Consider the following 19,370-nt stretch of genomic DNA (forward strand, 5'->3'; position numbering starts at 1 on the left):
TACTGCAAACTCTCTTCTATTCATTCAAATGTAAAGCCTCAAGTTTGTAAACTGAAGGTGATGGGGCAGCAAATCCATTTTCTAAGATTTCTATATTCGTTACCGCTTCTTCGTCTTTCACAAGTTTTGGTGCACCATTTATAATTGTTTCATACGCGGCATCATAGAAACGACCGTAATCACCAAGCGGCGTTTTAATTTGTTTTTCAATCCAGTCACCATTTGCATTACGATATTTAGCAACTCCATAGTACATCGGTGAATCTTCACCAAACCCTGCACTCTCAGGCATAATCCCCGCTTTCAAATCATTTTCCTGCTGATCTTCACCATATTTAATAAATGATCCATTTGTTCCATGAACGATAAAGCGTGGATAATCTTTTGCTACGACATGGTTCGTTTTCAGCTTAATCTTCAACTGATTTCCGTAATGTAAACCAACATCGAAATAATTATCAACCGCACCTTCCATTTCATTATTACGAATATCGTATGTCACCGTATCTGGACGGCCGAATAGTGAAATCATACGGTCCATCGTATGAATACCTAAACTGTAAAATGAACCTTCTTCTTTTGGAGCTTCATGAGTGATTGAACCAGGACGGAAATAATCAATATGTGATTCAATCTCAATAATATCACCAAGGAATCCTTGTTCAATTACTTGCTTCACAGCTAAAAAATCACCATCAAAACGGCGGTTTTGATAAGGCATAACTACTACACCTTTTTCTCGTCCTAAAGCTAATAATTCTTTCGCATGTTCCACTGTATCGCAAAATGGTTTTTCAACGATAACTGATTTTCCAGCTAGTATAACTTTTTTTGCTAATTCATAATGCGTATGTGCTGGCGTACAGATCGTCACCACTTGAATTTCCTTGTCATTCAACAATTCGTCCAAATCAGTAGTGAAGTAAACACCTTTTTCCTTATATGGAGCCGCTAATTTCTCATTTATTTGACGTACAAAAATCGTTTTTATTTTTATATTATTACGTGTGTTTACATAAGGTAAGTGATAGCGGTTAGCTGACTTTCCAAATCCAATAAAGCCCATTGTTAATGTCATATTTTTCAACTTCCTTGCTCATAAATTTTCGTTTCTATATTTATTATATAATTTAATTATTAAAAGTATATAGTTTTAAATTTATAATTATATATTAAATAAAAAATCCACGATAAAATTCATTCTCACTATAAGTTATGGACCTATAAAGTGAAACTTTAATCAGTGGGGCGATTTATTCTCTACTGATTATTTACCCGTAAATACCGGGATGAAAAGGAGCGTAATGAACATGGCATATACTACTATATCTATGGAAATTTTCGGATCACCTGAACAAGTATGGCAATTAATAGGAGGTTTCAACTCCCTTCCAGACTGGTTACCTTATATACCTAGTAGTAAATTAACTGAAGGCGGTCGTGTACGTCATCTAGCTAATCCAGATGGTGATACAATTATAGAACACTTAGAAGTATTCAATGATAAGGAACGCTACTACACGTATTCAATCATGAATGCACCGTTCCCGGTCACTAATTATTTATCTACAATCCGGGTGAAAAAAGGTACTGAAAGTAACACATCATTAGTAGAGTGGTCTGGTACGTTCACTCCTGTTGAGGTTAGTGATGAAGAGGCAATAAATCTGTTTCATGGTATATACAACGATGGACTGAAAGCATTGCAGCAAGCATTTCTAGATTAATTCATGTAATTGATTGAGACGAAAAAGTTAATTAACAGTCAAACATTCGACTTTGTGGTTAAGTTCATTATGAAAGATAAACAAATACAAATTTCATGCCTGCTTGTTAATGACAAGAAATAAAAAATACTACCTCCAAATGGAAGGTAGTATTTTTTTATTAATCAGGAAAAACAATTAATCCCTCTTCTTTTTCCTCCTGTTTTAAATCTTCTTCTGGGAAGGTTACAGTTGAATTTTTATCACCTGTTCTTTTTGTTTCTTCACCTGGAAATACGAAAGTTGAATTTTCTTTTCCTTCATTTTTTTCTACGTTATCTGGAAATACCATAGTATCATTGGTAGTCAAATCACTATGAAATCCAAGGTTAGACAAAATCGCTTTTAAATCTGGTAAAACCCCTATTTTATCAGATGATGGATTATTAGACTTTGTGCCTGTATTAGGATTACTTAAAATTGCCCTCAATTCTTTTGGTGTATATGCCTTACCTAAATGTTCTTTAGCAATCCCTTGAATTGATACAGCAGCCCCAGCAATTATAGGCGAAGCGCTAGAAGTACCACGGAAGTTAGAAGTATAACGATTCATTATATTCTGATCTGTAACTTTTTGCCCTTTACTATTTTGATTTTGATATGTATCTAATGTATCAACATACTCTCCCCAACCATATACATCAATTCTACTACCATAGTTAGAGAAACCTAAACGTTTATGAGGAACTCTTGCAGTAGATGCTCCAACTATAATAGCTCCTGAATCTTTAAAGTCTGGACTATTTCGATTTAAAATCTGTTTACCATTACGGTCTTTAAATTCATCTAAATCAATCCCACCATTACCAGCTGCTTCTACAATAATAATGCCTTTATCTGTACCTTTGCGAATTGCGTTAAATATACTCGGGTATACTTCTACTGGTAAAGGGTCATCTCCATATCCATCATATTTAAAGGATTCTTCTATTAATAAAACATCTCCAGCCTGTAAAGAATCTACGGCACTTAAAATAGCATCTCTTACATCGATTCTCCCATTATCTCGGATCACTGAAATTACTTTTGCCTTTGCTTTTGGTGCAATCCCAATGTTCCCAATCCTATTGTCAGCTGCAGAAACAACACCTAGAACTGAAGTACCGTGAGAAAGATCATTACTCATTTTTCCAGACATAAATTCAATATTTTGACCGACTAAATCTTCATGATTTAATAACCAGCCTTCTTCCAAATCTACAAAGGTTGCTCCTTGACCATCTCCTCCTTTAATTCCCCAAGCATAAGGAGCATTAATTCCTAAAGGTGCCTCTTCAAGATATCCCTGTCTCGAAAATCTAGGTTCATCATAAGGATTGATTGATAATACAGGCAATCTCGAGCTAGTTGTTGTGTTTATACTCTTATTAGAACGAAATTGTATTTTACTAGAATCGTTATTGGCAGCATGTACTGTATTTGTTACAAATGTCGTACCTACCCCAGCAAAAGTTGTAATTGCAAGTGATGATACCAACATACCTTTAAAATTTTTCATCTTTCCACCTCTAGTTTTCTATTAGAATTAACATATTTAATAATGTGTATGAACCAAAAATCTTTTTATCTTATTATAAAAATTAATAGATTTTTATAACTTTTTGATTTACATAAAAACTCCTTTCATTCTTGTAATTCAATGTGTATATTTCAAAATAACAAACTAACTGTAACCATTATAGTTACACCTTTATTGATTTTCAACTACGAAATATAAATTTTTAAAAATAAATTTATATTACTTTAAAACAGAGCTAACCTTTTACGCATATAAAAAAACAAAATATCTGTGCAAATTACAGCGGTGAATAAGTTTATAGACTGCAAAAAAACAAGAAAAAGCAAAACACTAAGTGCTTTGCTCCTTATAAAATTCCTTTTAACTTTTCACCAATTAACCTCGCTACATACTCATAGCCTTCTGGTCCAAAGTGTAATCCATCTTTTTCACCATTTTCTACAAATCTTTTATAATCCCGTTCTTGAATCATTTCAGCGAATACGTTTAGAAAATAACTTCCTGTTTCCCTCGCCACTTTCTCCACCACGTCTGCATACTGACCAAGCACTCTATTTGTTCTATTACGCTGTCTTTCTTCATCAACTGGTGCAGGACTAATCAGTAGTACTTTATCTGATGAAATATGGTTCACAATCTTCTCTAAGTTTTCTTTATATGCTTGTAATGACACTTGAGAAAAAGAAACTGCATCATTCGTACCAAGAAAAACTGTTACGAAATCTGGTTTATATGATATTACATCTTCTTCAATCCTATGTAACGCATCGAATGTATTATCCCCTGGAACACCTGCATTCACTACTTTCCACTTCGGAAACATCTCTTGCAAACGTGGTGTTAATCTCGGCATTCCATCAAAAAATGTTTCATCAGCTGTAATACTATCTCCAAAGCACACTAACGTTTTCATTAAGCTACTCTCCTTTTACGTATGAAACAACTTTCCTTCTATTGCTTTTATATATCTTTCAGCAGAACGTTCAACTGCCTCATTTGCATTTTCTTTTACTACTCGATGAAAAGCATTGTATAAACGATTAAACTGTAACGGCTTCACTCGGTTCACCATTTCTTCCACTTTTCTCGCTGGTAATGGAATTAAGTTTGGATAGCTATACATAAAACTTACCCACCGCTCATCCGCTACAACTTGAATAATATCACCTGTTAACAAAATCCCTTTTCCATCATTACCTTCTTCCCAATGCAATACAGAACCACCACTAAAATGTCCTCCAAGACGATGTACAGTAATCCCATCCGCTAATTGTAAAGACTCACCAGACCAATAAATAATACGACTACTTGGGCGCATCACCCATTCTTTATCATCTTCATGTATATAAATTGGTACATCAAATGTCTCTGCCCATTCTACTTGCGTTGAATAATAATGAGGATGAGACAATGCAATTGCATCTAATCCACCAAGCTCTTTTATTTTCGCAATTGTCGTTTCATCTAAATACGTAATGCAGTCCCATAGTAAACGATATGACTCTGTTTTCACTATAAATGCCGTTTGACCGATCGCAAATCCTGGTTTTGTCGTAATACTATAAAGTCCATTTTCCTCTTTGATTATTTCATTTTTATATGTATCATCTGTTTGCAAATTTTCTAAAGTCGTCCAAGACTGCCCTTTCGGATTCACATATTGCCTCTCTTCATCACAAATATGACAACTCACCGGTTCCTCTACACTCGCTGCATACTGCACACCGCACGTTGTACAAACGAAATTTTTCATCATAATTCCCCCTATCCCTATATTTTTATTAAGCTGATTTTTGTTGATAATAATCTACTTTTTTATTTTCAATTAATAAACTTATAAAAGTAAGTAAATAGGCAACTGTAACCGATAATGGAATTACAGTAAATCCTTTTTCGCTTCTGCAACATTCATCTCACTATCTCCCCCAAAATATTTGTACTAAAAAGTCACCTCAACCTCACCCATCCAATAACGCCAAGCTGCTAAATAATCTTCTAAATCTTTCGGGTGGTGCCGTAAACATGTATCTATACGCAAATATAATCCTATGACTATTTCTTCATATAAATCACGGTCTTTTTTATAAAATACACATTGTTTCATCGCATAACCAATCGTTTCTTTTGTTAAATCTTCCGGAGTTGAACAGAACGCATAAATTAAATCATATATAGGATCTCCTAACACTGGTAAAGGATCAATTACACCGTGCAGTTTATTCTCTTGAAATATAAAATTATGAAATCCAAGATCACCATGCAATAAAAATGGCTCATTTATTCCAGTCCCCCTACTTGGACTATTTGCTAACTTAAAAACCGTTCTATACTCTTCCTCACTTATGTAACGTCTTACATTTTCATGAGCTTCCATCACATTTGTCGTTAAAAATTCATTCCAAGATTGAACTGGGCTTTCTTTCCATCCCCAGCCATCAACCTCTGTAGCTACTTCATACTTATTGATAACTTCCTTTACAAGTTTACTAAGAACACTCCGTTTATGGCCTAGTTTGCAAGAAGTTGTGCCCTCAAGGAATGAGTAAACAATATAGCGATTTAAAGGTTCCTTATATAAAAGCTTTGGAAATAATTCGTCCTTTTTATAAAACTGAAGAAAATAAGCTTCTTCACGTATGACATCCGATTCATTCAACTTTATAACGTATTGTTCATCTAACAAATATATAGTACTTGTCGTTCCCCCGTTTAATGCTTTTACACTATTTGGATAATGTGAAATCACTTTCTCCTTAACTAGTTGTGCAGTGATTATTGAAATGTCCATTCTCTCACCCTTTAACTCCGAATATTCCCTTAATTCAAAAGACAACTTTACTATTATTTGACAAACAAAAGTAAAATCCTTTCAATCGCCCTGATATAACAAACAACAATTTTATTTTATTACAATGACTTTCTTCAATATTCCATTTATGATAACGTGATTTTATCACTCTAAATGCTCTTCATATACTCTAATAATTTCTATTGCAGGGCCTCTGTCTTGTAATTTATGAGCCAAACTTTCTATACCAAACACTTCTGTAAACGTATGACTACCTACAATTAAATTAATTCTTTTAAATTTCGCATGTTGCACTGTATATAATGTTTTTTCACCTGTTATGTACGTGTCACATCCTTTTTCTAATGCACGTTCAATCAAATTTGTATTATTTCCTGCACCGGTTAAGATTGCAATCCGTTTTACTGGTTTATCGTGATTTCTCCAGCTCTTCACTTTCTCTTCCATTTTTTCTTCAAGTTTTCCAACTAAGTTTGAAAAAGGAATCGCTTCTTTATATTCTCCTATTCCCGGTAGTTCTTCTTCCTCATAGGTTGAATATTCCAGTATTGTATCTATCCCAATTTCGTTAAATAACGATGTACACGTGCCAAACTTTACAAAATCTAACGGTAAATGAATCCAAAAATGATTCATTTCATATTGCTTCAATTTCTCAATACAAGCCTCTTCCATACCAAATAAAAAACTCCACGGCGCATGATGTGTAACTATCATATCGACTCCATTTCGATACGCTTCTTCAATAGTTTCTAACGTTAAATTTGTTGTGTAACCGATTTTGTGAAATTCATCTTTACTTATATAAGTAAAACCATATTCATCATCGCCATATTTATGAAGATGCTCTCCAAATAGTGATGTTATATGTTCATTAAACTGCTTTATATTCATTTTTATTTCTCCTTTCATTTACTTTTATATTTCATAAATAAGGAAATACTAAATTACAACGTTACATACATATAGGAGGACAATATGAAACCTGAATTTTTAAAAGCTGTACATGATGCAATCGGAAATGTCGAACACATTCATATAGAAGAAAGCGGTGCTGACAGCTTACTTATCCATCATGATGATGCACAGCAGTTACAACAAGTCGCTAAAACGCTAGAAAATAACAATTTTCGCTCTGCTTTAAGAACAACTGGAAATGCTTCGTATATTGAAGTATTGAACAGATAATGAAAGTCCGGATGTATGCCGGGCTTTCTTTTTTATATTGAAACTTCAAATTCTTTCACATACACCGCTGTTCCAGCAATATCAATTTGTAAATTCGCATCCCCTTCAACTTTCGTTACATACACCGTTACACGACCATCTTTATGTATTTCCTGTCCTTGTTCAACAATTAACTCCATTTCATGGTCAAAATCTTTTTCCAAATACATCGCATAATACGCCCCCATTACACCTGAAGCTGTTCCTGTCACTGGATCTTCTATCGTTCCAGCATAAGCCGATGAGAAATGACGTCCATGCATTTGTGCTAGTTCATCATAAGTATCTAGACAAATTGGGTGAATAGAAGCGTTAGGTATTTCTTTTAATACTGATGGAAACATCTCATTGTTAGGCTTCATTCTCTCACACGCATCTAGATTTTTAATCGGTACAATTACTGTCCAATTACCAGTACTTCCATATACAATCGGTAAACTTACATCTAAATCATTTACTTCTAAACCGATACTATGAGCTAATTCTTCTTTTGAACCTGTAAATTCTTTAAACTGAGGTGCTGCCTGCCTCATTTTAATAAAGGTTTCTCCATTTTCTTTTACACCTATTTGTATCGGTAAAATCCCAGCCTTCGTTTCAATCATAAGGTTACTTTTCTCTTCTAATAAACCTTTTTCGCGCAAGGCATATATCGTTCCTACTGTCCCATGACCACATAAATCCATTTCAAAACCAGGGGTAAAATAGCGCATTCTTATATCTCCTACTTCTGAGGAAAGAACAAAAGTTGTTTCGTTATATCCAACTTTTTCAGCAATAATTTGCATTTCCTCTTCCGTTAATCCATCTGCTTCTAATACAATACCTGCTGGATTTCCCTTATTTGGTTTATTCGTAAATGCGTCGTAATGAAATACATTTATAGTCTTCATTTTCTTTTCCCCTTATTTGTCCATTTCTTTATTTTTATAATCAATAAGAAAATCCATCTAACCAACTTTCATAATCAGCTTTTTGAAATGGACGTATAATGAGTCTATCCGTCTCTACTTCTAGCTTCATTTAATTTCATCCCTCAAATTATTAATTGAATATTCTTTATTATCTTACACAAAATACAAAATCTAGTAAATTATTATGTTTTTGATACATAAAAACCCAGTCATGCTTTATACATAACTGGGTTCTCCATTATTTCATAATTTTCTATTTCACAAGAACAGCATCTCGTAATTCCCTCTTCAACACTTTCCCTAAAGCGTTTTTCGGTAACTCATCTATGAATACCACTTCTGGAATTTTGTAACTTGCTAACTTCTCCTTACAATACTGAATAATACTTTCTTCTGTTAATGTTATTTCGCCATCCTTCACAATGTAAGCTCTTGGAACCTCTCCCCAAAAGTCATCTGGAACTCCAACTACTGCAACTTCTAAAACACCATGTATTTCATGAATAACATCTTCTACTTGATCTGGATATACATTGTCACCACCGCGTATAATAACGTCTTTATATCTTCCCATAATATGCAGGAATCCATCATCATCTATCATGCCAGCATCACCCATGTTAAACCAGTTATCTTTTACTACCTTCTTTGTCGCCTTTTCATTATTCCAATATCCTTTAAACATGTATGGACTCTTCACATGAATCTCTCCAACTTCATTTGTTGTTAGTTCATGTCCTGTTTCCGGATGAACAATTTTCACCTCTACATTTTTCAAGGTCTTTCCTACAGAAGACATCTTTTCTTTTCCCATCATTGGATGCCATGAGGTTACAACCCAACCTTCTGTACTACCATAGCCTTGCACCATATATATGCCTTTTTCCATATATTTTTGAATGAGTGTTTCTGGCACTTTTGTACCACCGCTTTGTGCTACTTTAAAGGTTGAAATGTTACGTTCTTTTTTATTTAGTTCATCAAGCATGTAACTATAAACGGATGGGAAAGCAAGCATCGTAGTAATTTTCTCTTCTTCAATCTTATCCCAAATAAGAGCAGGATTCGAATGAGCTAAGAAGATCATCGTAACGCCATGATAAATACAATTTAAAATAGAAAGCACGCCACTCATATGAAACAATGGATGCACAGATAAAAAGCGTTCACCTGCTGGGATTTCTCTTTGTCCCGCAATTTCAGCAAAATAATGATGTAAGTTTTTATGTCCAATTACACATGCTTTTGCCTGTCCAGTCGTTCCTGATGTAAACAAGTAAATGGCATCGTCTTCTTCATGAACTTCTACGTTCGGTTCTGTCGTTGGCTGTTTTTGCAACTCTAATTCAAATGAACCAAAGTCTTCTTTTGTTGTTTGAATTACATAAGGAATTTCTTTAACAGCATCAACCTTTAATAACACTTCATTAAATTCTTCATCAATAACTAACACTTTTAATTTCGCTTCTTTTACAATCGTTTCTAATTCATAAACAGTCAGCTGATGATTTAGCGGAATAAATACCGCTCCAATTTTTAAACTTGCCATCATAACGCTTGGAAATGGGTGATTATTTTTGCATAGTATTCCTATACGATCTCCTCTTTGCACACCATTATATAACAAATAATGTGCAAACTGATTTACTCGTTCATTATATTGCTGAAACGAATATCTTTTCTTCCCCCCTACAAGCGCTTCCAAATTTGGTGATTGCATTGCTCTCTTTTGTAATAATTGTCGCATCGTTCTCAAGTAAAACTCCCCTTTATATATGTTAGGTTTTTTATTTTACCAGATTAACTATTAATTTACTAAAGATTACACTTAGTGAATATAAGAAGAATATAAAATATCCATTTACTTTACAAGTAAATGGATATTTCCCATTATATATTAGAATACTTCTTGTTCATCACATATTGCACATACTCAGGTGCACTTTTATCAATCTCTTCATCACTTAGTTTATATTCTGCACCATATAAATAAAAGGAAGGTATAAATTCCATACCTGTGTATAAGCATGTAGCTTGGAATGGTTTCGTCAACTCATCCATTGTAATTCCACTATTTTCATAGTCTTTTTCTAATCCACCTATAGAAATAGCTACACCAAATTCTTTCCCCTTCACTTTATCTCCTTTAGATCCGTACGCAAATCCATATGTTAATACATCATCGAACCATTTTTTTAATAATGGTGGTGAGCTGTACCAGTAAAGCGGAAATTGAAATATATATCTGTCATGTTCTACTAATAACTTTTGCTCCTCTTCAATATTAAACTCCCAATTCGGTGCCACTTTATACAATTCATGCACCGTAATTTCATCCGAATATTTCTCAAGTTCTTCAATCCATCTTTTATTAATTTTTGATTTTTCAATATCAGGATGTGCTACAATTACAAGTGTTTTCATCTTTTTTCATCCCCTTTATAAATTATTCAACCCTTTACGTATTAGTATGAATGAGTCACATATAATTGAAAAGTACGTACTTTAAAGTGCTATAGGAACCTTAAAGTACCTGTGGAGGTGTTATATGAATCAAAATGATAATTGCCCAATTGCAACAACACTCGATGTAATCGGTGGAAAATGGAAAGTTCATATTTTATGTATTTTGTCGGATGGAAAAATGCGAACAAATGAAATTAAACGAGAAATCCCAAACATTACACAAAAGGTTCTTACACAACAACTTCGGCAACTTGAAGCTGATGGGATTATCTATCGTACCGTATATCAAGAAGTTCCACCAAAGGTTGAGTACACACTAAGTGAATACGGAAAATCTTTAATGCAAATAATGGATAATCTGTTTGAATGGGGAAAAGATCATCAGATTAAAAGATTACATGACTAAAAAAGCACTATATACTTTGTTTACTCCTCTACGTTCATATTTTTTATTTCTATAAAGTTTATTTTCATCATTTTTTAGCTAACTTGTTTTCTTAGATTGATGGACGTGACCCCACATCCATCAATCTAAAAAGATACAATTAGAAAAATGAGATTTCTATAAAGTTTCGCATATAAACACTACTTCAGCCTCATTAAACGCTCGCTCTACTTTTTCTAATCTCAATTGTACGTAAGCTATAAAGAAGCACCCCTAAACCGAGAATTTTTTCATTATTAGACGCATTAGAACCTAAGGTAATAGTAGGTACATTTAAACCCATAAACCTTTCACTCCATTCTATAGGCATATAAAAAGATACTCCTTAAAAATAAAAAACGCTATTCTCTCTGTAAAATCATAGAAAAGAATAGCGCTTTTTATTTTGAAATAGAAATCATCATTTAAACTAAACATGCTAATATTGATTTTGTGCGATTGTCAGTTACCTCATAATAAATTTCTAATCCTTTCCGAGTACCTGTAACCATTTTAGCAGCTTTTAATTTAGATAAATGTTGACTAATTGTACTTTGAGGCATTTGTAAATCCCCATACATTGTTGTTACATTAGTAGGACCTTTTGCAAGCATTATTTTTACTAAAGATAGACGAACTGGATGCGCCAATACCTTTAACACCTCAGCGATTTCTTGAAACATTTCTTTTTTTTCTTTCATCTTATTTCTCCCCTTTTATATACATATTTATGTTATCCATATATATAATTCGAAGGTATATGCGTTTTTGTGTCCGTCATTGAAAAAAAATATAAAAAAACTTTAATCCGAAACTAAAGGATTAGCTTAACATAATGTCTCACCATTAATGATGAATAGGAATCTCATTATAGAAGCAGCAGTTTTTATACTACACCTCTACATTCAACTAACTAAAACCAATGAAAAAAAGAGCAGATAGTCTGCCCTTTTATGATGCCTCCTTATGTTCCGTGGAATGTTTAACACTCCCCAGTCTCTTTAGTTTATTCCACCCTACCGCTACTCCTCGAAGCGATGAGAATATAGATTTAATGACAACATAAGTCATAAATTGACGATAAATAAAACGTTGTAAAATTAACCATGCCAATGGTTTTGGGTTCTCTTCCTCTAATTTAAATGCGAACAGAGAAGCGAGAAGATCCATTAAAAAGAATACAAGATAAAATCCTAAAACTTTTAGCGGATTACTACTAAATATTCCTATAATCATTAATATATCTGCAAAAGGAGCAATGAATTGCAGCACATATTGGAATAACCACATATTAGGCAGTGCAATAAATCCTAATGTTTTATGCTTTGGATTACATAACGCTTTTCGATGTTTCCAAAGACATTGAAGTGTACCATATGACCAACGATACCGCTGTTTAATGAGACTTTTCACATCTTCAGGTGATTCCGTAAAAGCATGAGCTTTTTCTTCATATACAATTCTATGCCCTTGACGTAAAAATGTAATAGTAAGATCCGTATCTTCTGCTAACGTATCTTCGCTTAAATATCCAGATTCAACTACATTCTTTTTGCGCCACGCCCCAATAGCTCCTGGAACTACTGTAATACAATTTAACTCATCAAAAGCTCTACGTTCTAAATTAAACCCTGTAATGTACTCAACATGTTGCCAAGTAGTTAACAAATTCCGTCTATTCCCCACTTTGACATTACCTGAAACTGCAGCTACATTCTGATCTTCAAAGTGTCTAACCATTAGAGAAATGGCGTCTTGCGCAATAATAGTATCCGCATCTAAAGTGACAATTATTTCTCCTCGCGATTGTTGAAACCCTAGGTTCATTGCCGATGATTTCCCGCCGTTTTCTTTCTGAATGAAACGAACTTTAGGGTGTTTATAAAATGTTTCTTTCATTACTTTTGACGTACCATCTGTCGATCCGTCATCCACAACAATAACTTCAAATTCTCTATAATTACTATCCAAAATTGAGTGAATTGTCTTGGCTATCACCTTTTCTTCATTATATGCTGCTATGACAACACTAACAAAAGGTTGATAGGACGAATTAATATAGCGAGATAACGTTTTTCTTTTCTGCTTCCATGCAAAATAAATTAAGAATAAAAATCGAAAAATCCCTAATCCAATAGCAATATAAAAAATAGTTGTTAATATATGCTTAAAGTATCCTGCCCCTGAAAAGACAGCTTTATTGTAAAGTAAATATTGCTTCCCCTCAGAAGAAACAGGAGGCATAATTTCATCTCGTTCTTTATTCATTAAATCTGAAATTGTTACAAAACTATATCCATTTTTTTTAAGTTCTTTAATAATAATGGGAAGCGCTTCTACCGTATGGGCACGATTCCCTCCCGCATCATGGAGAAGAACAATATTTCCCTCTCCCTTATAAATGGGAGTAAGAGCACGCTTTACTAATTCATTCGTTGATGGTGTTGCCCAGTCTTCAGGATCAACTTTTTCCGCCACCATTGTATAGTTCATATTTTGTGCACGCAAAATAGGCAATATTTCATTTGATGAATCTGGGTTAGCATCGGCTTCATATGGCGGTCTAAATAAAACCGTAGAATGTCCAGTTATTTCCTGAATTAAACGTTGCGTCGTATTAAGTTCTAATTTTGTTCGTAGTAAAGACGTATCAGCGACGTTAGGATGCTTGAAAGTATGATTGCCAATTTCATGCCCTTCATCGTATATTCTTTTTACAATACTAGTATTTAGTTGCGCGTTTTCACCAAGTACAAAAAAAGCAGCTTTTATTTGATTCTCTTTTAATATATCTAAAATTTCTGGCGTATATTTCGGGTCTGGTCCATCATCAAATGTTAATACTACTTGTTTCTCATTTGGTTTTCCATATCGTTGCACTTCATATGCAGATGGTAAGGATTGATATACTTCATCTGTAATATAACCATCTTTGCCTACTTTAAAATCTCTCAATCCATTTTTTCTTTCATTCTCAATCTGTAAAATTTCACCTTGTCCAGAATAATTCACTTCATCTAAACTACTGATTTTATGTAATACATTAGGATTTTTTTGTACCTCAATAGGATTTTTTAAAACTTTCCATATTGTAGGATCTTCTGCTCCTAATCTCCATAGCGCAAACCCCTTTGCATTATTGTCCATTGCGATTTTCACTTGATTATAAAGAGTAACACCGTCTAAGAACCAAGCAGTATGTTCTTTCTCTCCTGTTTTATATCTAAAATACGGATTTCCACTCATCTTATCCCATTGAATTTTTATATTTGAATCATGAGCCATTGCCATAACTTCTGAGAAAGTCATAGACTTTGCAGCTTCTTTACTATTTACTTCCCAATCATATCCATAGTTACCGAAAGCAACTATAAGTTTATTAGACGGAATATTCAGTTCTTTTAATGTATGTTGGAACCATTTATTTGAAGCAATTGGTCCTGGTTCCCCAGCTCCATAGTGCTCATCGTACATCATTACAATCATACGATCTATTATTTTTCCTAATGCACTATAATCAAAAGCCTTATCATTAGCTGGAACATCTTGTGTGACGAGCAAATCATGTTTATGAAAGGCCATAGTAAGTTCTTTCATAAAATTTGTTAAGTTTTCTTTATCACTTTCAGGTACGGACTCAAAGTCAATATTAATACCTGAAAACTGACTCTTTTTAACTTCGCTTACTAAATTATTAATAAATTTCGTCTTCACATCATTCGGCGAATTCAGTAACTTATGGATAAGCTCACTATCAGGGCCAGAAGCTTTTTCTGTATAGTTAGTAAGTAACGGCATAATCTTCACATGATTTTTTTTTGCTAGTTTTACAATCTCAGGTTTTATCTCACTTCTAATCGTTAAATCTTCTTTTAAATGATACCATTCTGGTACTAACGTGGTTAATGAATCGATATTTTCTTTTAAAGAAGCGGTACTATTTTCATCCCAGTTTACATAAAAACCATACACTTCTTTAGGATGTTTACTATCCTTCGGCGGATTCACCAAATTTTTATTATCCTTCGTTTCGGTATTTGGGTTAAATGCTTCCTCCTTTAACTCCTGATCACTAAGTTTTTGATTAATTGGTACAAGTTTCGTATCTTGTTGTACAGCGGTATTCATATTTGGAATTTCTGGTGTTGAAAAAATACTTTGAAAGAAAAAATAAAATACAACACTTACACTAACTATTGAGATACATAGAAACCAAATAAAGGCTATGTTTCTCCTTCCTTTCGGATCATAAAAAACAGGTTTTTCTTTATCTTTCTCTTGTTGAATGTTTTTCTCCATTATATTTTTCACATACTCCTTCTTAATAAAACTATAGAATAATAAAGTGCAACTTTAATCAGTGGGGGTTTTGTTCATCCCCCACTAATCATCAGCCCTCACCAATCGGGCTGCCCAGCAAATAGCGGAATAAATCCTTTTAGCTTTGAAATGAATCTCTCACTTCCATATTCTATTGATTCTTCTTTTCATTCCCTTGCTGGTGGCCTCTATTTTCTTGTTGAGACCCCCTACCATTGTTCCCTTGCTCGTTTCCGTCATTTTCTTTCTGGGATCCTCTTCCATTGTTCCCTTGCTGATTCCCATTATTTCCTTGTTGAGGATTTCTTCCATTGTTCCCTTGCCCATTTCCATTATTCCCTTGTTGAGACCCTCTTCCATTGTTCCCTTGCTCGTTTCCGTTATTTCCCTGTTGAGATCCTCTTCCGTTGTTCACTTGCTCATTTCCATTATTCCCTTGTTGAGATCCTCTTCCGTTGTTCACTTGCCCATTTCCATTATTCCCTTGTTGAGATCCTCTTCCGTTGTTCACTTGCCCATTTCCATTATTCCCTTGTTGAGATCCTCTTCCGTTGTTCACTTGCTGATTCCCATTATTTCCTTGTTGAGCTTCTCTACTGTTATTCTCTTGTTGATTCCCTCTATTTTCTTGCTGAGATCCTCTTCCATTGTTTTCTTTTATTTGCTTGGATGGCTGTTCCTCTGTTTTCTTTTGTTCTTTCTGCTCTTGCTTTTCATATTTTTTTTCTTTTACAGGAGACAAATCCAGTGATGTATCATGAGATGACTCCGGCTGTGATTGCACCTCTTCTTCGTTTTCCACCGGATTAGACGGGGTGGCAGGAGGCGTAAGTGATTTGTTCTTCTCATTCTCTTGCTTTATATAGACACCTGTGCCAATTCCAGCTTTTCTAGCATTCTCTCTTACTTGCATTGTGCTACTTTGATATTCAACTGTAATATGTTTTAGCTCATATTCTTTCTTTAATTCTTTCATTTCCTTTTCCAAAAGTGGTTCTAGTGCCTTGTCCTTTGCAACTGCTGTTAGCATAACTTGCTTATCATTCGTTAAATACTTATCCTCTTGACTTTGCTTTATAATAGTACGTATTACTTCTTGCAATTGTTTATTTTCCCATTGCTTCAATTCTTTTAAAATACGCCTTCCATCATCATTACAAGCCTGCAAATCTATAACACGAAAATCCTTTGTTACGCTCACCTCTAAACTTGGATTTATATCAACTGAGACGTAAGCAAATACTTTTTCTTCTGGTTGGTTGTAGAAAAACAGCACTGCAAATAGAAAACAAGCAACAAGTATTGATGCAGGCTTTAAAAAGGAAGGGATCGAAAAATACGATACTTTTTGTTCTTGCTCATCAAATGAGATTTCCTCCCCGATTATGCAAGAATCCCCTTTTCTTTTACACGTAATAAACTCTCCATTTGGTGTTAAAACAACTACGCTATGCTTTTTTATATCCATCACAATTCCTTTATTCATCATGCTTTCCCCCCCTTTATATAATCAAGAATGTATGTATAGTTGTTTGCAAAGATAATACACATTGCAATGATATATTTTCTATGACGCTCCAATGTTTTGCGACTTACCCTAACACGCGGTTCAATATGTTTAAGTGGTAACTTTTTCTTTCGGAACAGCTCTTCCATCATTTCCTCTTCTTTTATAATAATTTTCACAATTTCTATTAAGTGCTCACGCGTATCACGATGCTTAGGAGATTCTTTAGCAAGCTCTGAGAATGTGATTTTAAACTCAGCTAGCACACTTTGAAAATGAAGAATTTCCTCCTTACGGTTACTATTTTCCATCTCTTTCATATACTCCGTAAGCGACACTTGCATTTCTAACATTTCCTCTTGCTCATCTTCTTTTAAAAAGACAAAGTTATGTTTAGACTCCTTACGTATATAGTCAATTACATCTCTTTTTATAAGAAGATCAGCAAACGCTAAAAAGGATTTTCCTTTTGTATAGGAATACTGTTCAATTGCTTCGTTAAACGCAAACAATCCAATGCTATATTCATCATCCTGTTCTGTAATATATCGGCGGCAGACAGATGAGATTGATTTTCTAATAAAAGGCTGATACTGTACGATAAATGCTTCTTTATCTTCTTCGTTGTTTTGTATGTTACATACGATATCTTCTATTTTCGGTTTTCTTAAGATCTTCATTACTAAACTCAACACTTGTAATCTCCCAGCCTCCTTCAAATAGCAAAATGGTCACTACACAAGTGACCATTTAACCAGATTTTCTTGGTACTTTTCTTCGGTCTTGTTTTCTTGCTGTTAGTTATATTTTTAGAGTCTAACGTTTTCTTAATGATTTTTCCTTTTCTCTCGGCACTAAAGTTAAGTTTGTATTTTTATCTACTTTCTTATTTTCTACCGTTCGTTTTGCTTATTCTTTTTCTATTTTATCTGCAATCCTTGAATAACTCTCCTCTATATAATTGGTAATTTCATCCTTTTACTTTGGATGCCCACTTAATCTAGTAATTTTATTAATACTTCTATATTCTTTCATAGTCATTTTTCTTCTATTTATTTTTTCCACTATACATATTCGGAGGAGTACAAAGTTTTATGGGGGTCAAAAAATATTTTTATAAAAAATACATATTTATTTCAAAAATAAAAACCATCAATTTGAAAAAGGGTAATCAAATTGATGGTTTTCTTATAGTATCTATTAAATTAAGTTGGATTCTCATCATATCTAAAAAAAGTACTAGCTATCCTCTGCCGCTTTTCTCCACTTTTATCTTTCTTGGTTATCATAATATGTCTTATCTGCGTATTTTCTATCATTTCCTTTTAGATAAGCTAAAATTACTTTTGGATTTTTAAATAAAGTCCAGTCTCCATATGTATCAAATCTTCTGCATGAAGTTATCATTCCATTTTTAATAGTACCGAATTTCTTATTATTTTTCTTTCCCCACTCTTTTAAACGTTTTGCGAAATCTGCATCTTCTGCCATAAGCATGTTTTCATTAAATCCATTGATTGCCATAAAGTCTTTTCTATAGCACCAAAAAATCCCTACAGATATAGCTCCGTACTTAAAAAGTAAAGGGATTATGATTAACATTGCGGAGAGAAATATTCCTAAAGATATTCTTTCAAACTTCCCATTCACCCCACCACCAATGTATTTACCTGAAGCTAAATATTTATCTACATTAGACAACATAGACTCTGTCATTATCGTATCAGCGTCTATAGTAACGATTATTTCTCCACTGGCTATTTTAGCCCCTGCATTTCGAATTTTAGATAAGTTTTTATCGTTATTTTTCAATATAATACAATTATAAGATTTTGCTATTTCCTCTGTTTTATCTGTGCAACGATTTAAAACAACTATAACTTCCGTTTGCTCTTTATATGCCTCTGATGCCTTTGCAATTGAATCTAAACATTTTCTAATGTACTTTTCTTCATTGTGTGCAGGAATTATAATAGAAAACTTCACATCTTTTTTCAAATTGACTCCTGAAGATTCCTTTGTCTCAGTCATAATATTCCCCCCTTATTTTATAAGGTAAATATCTGTTATACATAACGTATATTAAAATTCAATAAATTATATGATAGGAACTGCAGGTAAACTATTACTTGAGTATTAAAAAACAAAAACGTTATTCTTTCTAAATAAGCAAAATTACTAGAAAGAATAACGTTTTTTATTAGTTACATTAATATTTTATTCGTTGCTTTATTTCTTCAAAACGAGCATGTATAATTTTTCTGATATCTGGATGATTCTTATATAAAGTAACAGTATACATGATGGAAGATGCAAGAATAGTAGACCATATTAACCAATCTCCAGCATGAGAAAGAACTTTAATTATTTCACTCGTAAATTCTTCCTGTCCGTCATGAAATGTATAGCTGAGTAGTT

At 33.5% G+C, this 19,370-nt stretch carries 17 protein-coding genes and 4 pseudogenes; 3 read left to right on the forward strand and 18 right to left on the reverse strand.

Annotated features, from left to right (window positions below; translation table 11 throughout):
* Positions 1-16: 16 nt before the first annotated feature.
* Entirely contained in the window at positions 17-1,078 is a 1,062-nt protein-coding gene (locus tag MHB52_RS17315; RefSeq protein WP_000176636.1) for an oxidoreductase, read from the reverse strand.
* Positions 1,079-1,310: 232 nt separating this feature from the next.
* On the opposite strand from MHB52_RS17315, the gene MHB52_RS17320 reads away from it, so the two are divergent.
* On the forward strand, positions 1,311-1,727 hold the full coding sequence (locus MHB52_RS17320; RefSeq protein WP_061664250.1) for an SRPBCC family protein: 417 nt from the start codon (positions 1,311-1,313) through the stop codon (positions 1,725-1,727).
* 160 nt (positions 1,728-1,887) lie between these two features.
* Here MHB52_RS17320 and MHB52_RS17325 read toward each other — a convergent pair whose 3' ends face one another.
* From MHB52_RS17325 to MHB52_RS17345, 6 genes and pseudogenes are all read right to left on the reverse strand, one after another.
* Entirely contained in the window at positions 1,888-3,264 is a 1,377-nt protein-coding gene (locus MHB52_RS17325; protein WP_061664249.1) for a S8 family peptidase, read from the reverse strand.
* 367 nt (positions 3,265-3,631) lie between these two features.
* On the reverse strand, positions 3,632-4,198 hold the full coding sequence (locus MHB52_RS17330) for an SGNH/GDSL hydrolase family protein (protein WP_000855198.1): 567 nt from the start codon (positions 4,196-4,198) through the stop codon (positions 3,632-3,634).
* Between the two features lie 15 nt (positions 4,199-4,213).
* A complete protein-coding gene (locus MHB52_RS17335; protein ID WP_002000328.1) occupies positions 4,214-5,041 on the reverse strand; it encodes an MBL fold metallo-hydrolase in 828 nt (275 codons plus the stop codon).
* A 25-nt stretch (positions 5,042-5,066) separates the two neighbouring features.
* Positions 5,067-5,183: pseudogene (locus MHB52_RS36825) on the reverse strand (DUF7010 family protein); the annotation flags it as partial.
* 41 nt (positions 5,184-5,224) lie between these two features.
* A complete protein-coding gene (locus MHB52_RS17340; RefSeq protein ID WP_000355249.1) occupies positions 5,225-6,073 on the reverse strand; it encodes a phosphotransferase in 849 nt (282 codons plus the stop codon).
* Positions 6,074-6,238: 165 nt separating this feature from the next.
* On the reverse strand, positions 6,239-6,988 hold the full coding sequence (locus tag MHB52_RS17345) for a Nif3-like dinuclear metal center hexameric protein (RefSeq protein WP_061662893.1): 750 nt from the start codon (positions 6,986-6,988) through the stop codon (positions 6,239-6,241).
* Between the two features lie 84 nt (positions 6,989-7,072).
* Here MHB52_RS17345 and MHB52_RS17350 point away from each other — a divergent pair, with 84 nt between their 5' ends.
* Complete coding sequence (locus MHB52_RS17350; RefSeq protein WP_000801654.1) at positions 7,073-7,282, forward strand: hypothetical protein; 210 nt, start codon at positions 7,073-7,075, stop codon at positions 7,280-7,282.
* Between the two features lie 32 nt (positions 7,283-7,314).
* Here the strand turns inward: MHB52_RS17350 and MHB52_RS17355 are convergent, their stop codons facing one another.
* From MHB52_RS17355 to MHB52_RS17370, 4 genes and pseudogenes are all read right to left on the reverse strand, one after another.
* Complete coding sequence (locus tag MHB52_RS17355; RefSeq protein ID WP_000849320.1) at positions 7,315-8,214, reverse strand: PhzF family phenazine biosynthesis isomerase; 900 nt, start codon at positions 8,212-8,214, stop codon at positions 7,315-7,317.
* A gap of 46 nt (positions 8,215-8,260) precedes the next feature.
* A pseudogene (locus tag MHB52_RS17360) lies at positions 8,261-8,344 on the reverse strand (GNAT family N-acetyltransferase); the annotation flags it as partial.
* Positions 8,345-8,488: 144 nt separating this feature from the next.
* The gene (locus tag MHB52_RS17365) at positions 8,489-9,982 is read right to left on the reverse strand and encodes an AMP-binding protein (RefSeq protein WP_080451519.1); all 1,494 of its coding nucleotides are present in this window, start codon (positions 9,980-9,982) and stop codon (positions 8,489-8,491) included.
* Between the two features lie 143 nt (positions 9,983-10,125).
* Positions 10,126-10,659 carry an NAD(P)H-dependent oxidoreductase gene (locus MHB52_RS17370; RefSeq protein WP_000855231.1) on the reverse strand — a complete coding sequence of 178 codons (534 nt, stop codon included), beginning with the start codon at positions 10,657-10,659 and terminating at the stop codon, positions 10,126-10,128.
* Positions 10,660-10,783: 124 nt separating this feature from the next.
* Here MHB52_RS17370 and MHB52_RS17375 point away from each other — a divergent pair, with 124 nt between their 5' ends.
* A complete protein-coding gene (locus MHB52_RS17375; RefSeq protein WP_001072981.1) occupies positions 10,784-11,107 on the forward strand; it encodes a winged helix-turn-helix transcriptional regulator in 324 nt (107 codons plus the stop codon).
* A gap of 193 nt (positions 11,108-11,300) precedes the next feature.
* Here MHB52_RS17375 and MHB52_RS17380 read toward each other — a convergent pair whose 3' ends face one another.
* The 7 genes and pseudogenes from MHB52_RS17380 to MHB52_RS17410 all read right to left on the reverse strand — a co-directional run.
* The gene (locus MHB52_RS17380) at positions 11,301-11,456 is read right to left on the reverse strand and encodes a hypothetical protein (RefSeq protein WP_001121202.1); all 156 of its coding nucleotides are present in this window, start codon (positions 11,454-11,456) and stop codon (positions 11,301-11,303) included.
* Between the two features lie 94 nt (positions 11,457-11,550).
* On the reverse strand, positions 11,551-11,826 hold the full coding sequence (locus MHB52_RS17385) for an ArsR/SmtB family transcription factor (protein ID WP_000660066.1): 276 nt from the start codon (positions 11,824-11,826) through the stop codon (positions 11,551-11,553).
* Between the two features lie 250 nt (positions 11,827-12,076).
* Complete coding sequence (locus tag MHB52_RS17390; protein ID WP_061662891.1) at positions 12,077-15,424, reverse strand: glycosyltransferase; 3,348 nt, start codon at positions 15,422-15,424, stop codon at positions 12,077-12,079.
* A gap of 172 nt (positions 15,425-15,596) precedes the next feature.
* Positions 15,597-16,934 (reverse strand): anti-sigma factor domain-containing protein, encoded by a 1,338-nt coding sequence (locus MHB52_RS17395; protein WP_086391384.1) that lies wholly within the window; start codon positions 16,932-16,934, stop codon positions 15,597-15,599.
* Positions 16,924-17,647: pseudogene (gene sigI / locus MHB52_RS17400) on the reverse strand (RNA polymerase sigma factor SigI). Before sigI ends, MHB52_RS17395 begins: the two are co-directional and overlap by 11 nt.
* Positions 17,648-18,221: 574 nt before the next feature.
* Positions 18,222-18,983, reverse strand: coding sequence for a glycosyltransferase (locus tag MHB52_RS17405; protein WP_000140916.1), 762 nt, complete (start codon positions 18,981-18,983; stop codon positions 18,222-18,224).
* A gap of 178 nt (positions 18,984-19,161) precedes the next feature.
* Positions 19,162-19,356 (reverse strand): annotated as a pseudogene (locus tag MHB52_RS17410) (hypothetical protein); the annotation flags it as partial.
* Between the last annotated feature and the right edge of the window lie 14 nt (positions 19,357-19,370).

Origin of the sequence: Bacillus sp. FSL K6-0073 (assembly GCF_038006085.1) — a bacterium.
GTDB lineage: Bacteria > Bacillota > Bacilli > Bacillales > Bacillaceae_G > Bacillus_A > Bacillus_A cereus.

Coding starts and splice junctions, on each gene's coding strand:
- MHB52_RS17335 (WP_002000328.1), bottom strand. CDS start 5,041: ATGATGAAAAATTTCGTTTGTACAACGTGCGGTGTGCAGTATGCAGCG.
- MHB52_RS17355 (WP_000849320.1), bottom strand. CDS start 8,214: ATGAAGACTATAAATGTATTTCATTACGACGCATTTACGAATAAACCA.
- MHB52_RS17385 (WP_000660066.1), bottom strand. CDS start 11,826: ATGAAAGAAAAAAAAGAAATGTTTCAAGAAATCGCTGAGGTGTTAAAG.
- MHB52_RS17380 (WP_001121202.1), bottom strand. CDS start 11,456: ATGCCTATAGAATGGAGTGAAAGGTTTATGGGTTTAAATGTACCTACT.
- MHB52_RS17390 (WP_061662891.1), bottom strand. CDS start 15,424: ATGGAGAAAAACATTCAACAAGAGAAAGATAAAGAAAAACCTGTTTTT.
- MHB52_RS17315 (WP_000176636.1), bottom strand. CDS start 1,078: ATGACATTAACAATGGGCTTTATTGGATTTGGAAAGTCAGCTAACCGC.
- MHB52_RS17375 (WP_001072981.1), top strand. CDS start 10,784: ATGAATCAAAATGATAATTGCCCAATTGCAACAACACTCGATGTAATC.
- MHB52_RS17350 (WP_000801654.1), top strand. CDS start 7,073: ATGAAACCTGAATTTTTAAAAGCTGTACATGATGCAATCGGAAATGTC.
- MHB52_RS17405 (WP_000140916.1), bottom strand. CDS start 18,983: ATGACTGAGACAAAGGAATCTTCAGGAGTCAATTTGAAAAAAGATGTG.
- MHB52_RS17325 (WP_061664249.1), bottom strand. CDS start 3,264: ATGAAAAATTTTAAAGGTATGTTGGTATCATCACTTGCAATTACAACT.
- MHB52_RS17330 (WP_000855198.1), bottom strand. CDS start 4,198: ATGAAAACGTTAGTGTGCTTTGGAGATAGTATTACAGCTGATGAAACA.
- MHB52_RS17370 (WP_000855231.1), bottom strand. CDS start 10,659: ATGAAAACACTTGTAATTGTAGCACATCCTGATATTGAAAAATCAAAA.
- MHB52_RS17395 (WP_086391384.1), bottom strand. CDS start 16,934: ATGATGAATAAAGGAATTGTGATGGATATAAAAAAGCATAGCGTAGTT.
- MHB52_RS17320 (WP_061664250.1), top strand. CDS start 1,311: ATGGCATATACTACTATATCTATGGAAATTTTCGGATCACCTGAACAA.
- MHB52_RS17345 (WP_061662893.1), bottom strand. CDS start 6,988: ATGAATATAAAGCAGTTTAATGAACATATAACATCACTATTTGGAGAG.
- MHB52_RS17340 (WP_000355249.1), bottom strand. CDS start 6,073: ATGGACATTTCAATAATCACTGCACAACTAGTTAAGGAGAAAGTGATT.
- MHB52_RS17365 (WP_080451519.1), bottom strand. CDS start 9,982: ATGCGACAATTATTACAAAAGAGAGCAATGCAATCACCAAATTTGGAA.